This window comes from Micromonospora sp. CPCC 206060, from assembly GCF_036906895.1.
Classification (GTDB): Bacteria; Actinomycetota; Actinomycetes; order Mycobacteriales; family Micromonosporaceae; genus Micromonospora.
Map to the genome: position 1 here is coordinate 1 of NZ_JBAKHU010000263.1, position 825 is coordinate 825.

The following is an 825-nucleotide window of genomic DNA, read 5'->3' on the forward strand; positions in this document are numbered from 1 at the left end:
TGTGGTTCCCCTCGTAACGTGGAGGCCAGGACTTGAGGGATAGAGGCTCATGGCTGAAACGAGACGCCGATTCGATCCGGAGTTCCGCGCGGGCGCGGTCCGGATCGTGCGGGAGACCGGTAAGTCGATCGCGCAGGTAGCGCGTGATCTGGGGATCAATAGCGGCACCCTCGCCAACTGGGTGCAGCAGGATCGTGCGGCTCGCGGCGAGGCGGCCGCTGGGCAGTTGTCCGAGGACGAGCGGGCCGAGCTCGCGCGGTTGCGGCGGGAGAACGCCGAACTGGCGATGGAGCGTGATGTCCTCAAGCGATCCGTGGTCCTGTGGGTCAAGGAAGCGACGAGCCGGTGAGCGTGGCCGCCTTCATCGCTTCCCAGAGGACCGAGCACAACGTGCCGCACGCGGTGGCCTGCCGGGCACTCGGGGTGTCCGAGTCGTGGTTCTACAAGTGGCGGGACCGTCCGCCGACACCCCGCCAGGACCGTAGGACCAGGCTCGCGGCTGCGGTCCGGCGCGTCTTTGACACCTCGGGCGGCACCTACGGCAGTCCGCGTGTCGGTGTCGAACTGCGCGAGCAGGGGTGGCGGGTGTCGGACAACACGATCGCTGCGCTCATGGCCGAACGGGGACTCGTCGCCAGAGCGAAACGACGCCGGCGTGGCCTGACCCGGCAGGGCAAACGGCCGGCCGCCCCCGACCTGATCAAGCGGAACTTCACCGCGCCCGCGCCGGACGTGGCCTGGTGCGGCGACATGACCGAGATCATCACCGGTGAGGGCAAGCTCTACCTCGCCACCGTCATCGACCTGCACTCCCGGCGCATCCTC

At 68.7% G+C, this 825-nt stretch carries 2 protein-coding genes; both read left to right on the forward strand.

What is annotated here, in order from left to right; translation table 11 throughout:
* Positions 1-49: 49 nt before the first annotated feature.
* Positions 50-349, forward strand: a complete 300-nt coding sequence (locus tag V6U90_RS33635; RefSeq protein ID WP_334445239.1) for a transposase — start codon at positions 50-52, stop codon at positions 347-349.
* Positions 346-825, forward strand: a 480-nt coding sequence (locus V6U90_RS33640) for an IS3 family transposase (protein WP_334445241.1), incomplete at its 3' end; no start/stop codon positions are given. The genes V6U90_RS33635 and V6U90_RS33640, both read left to right, overlap by 4 nt.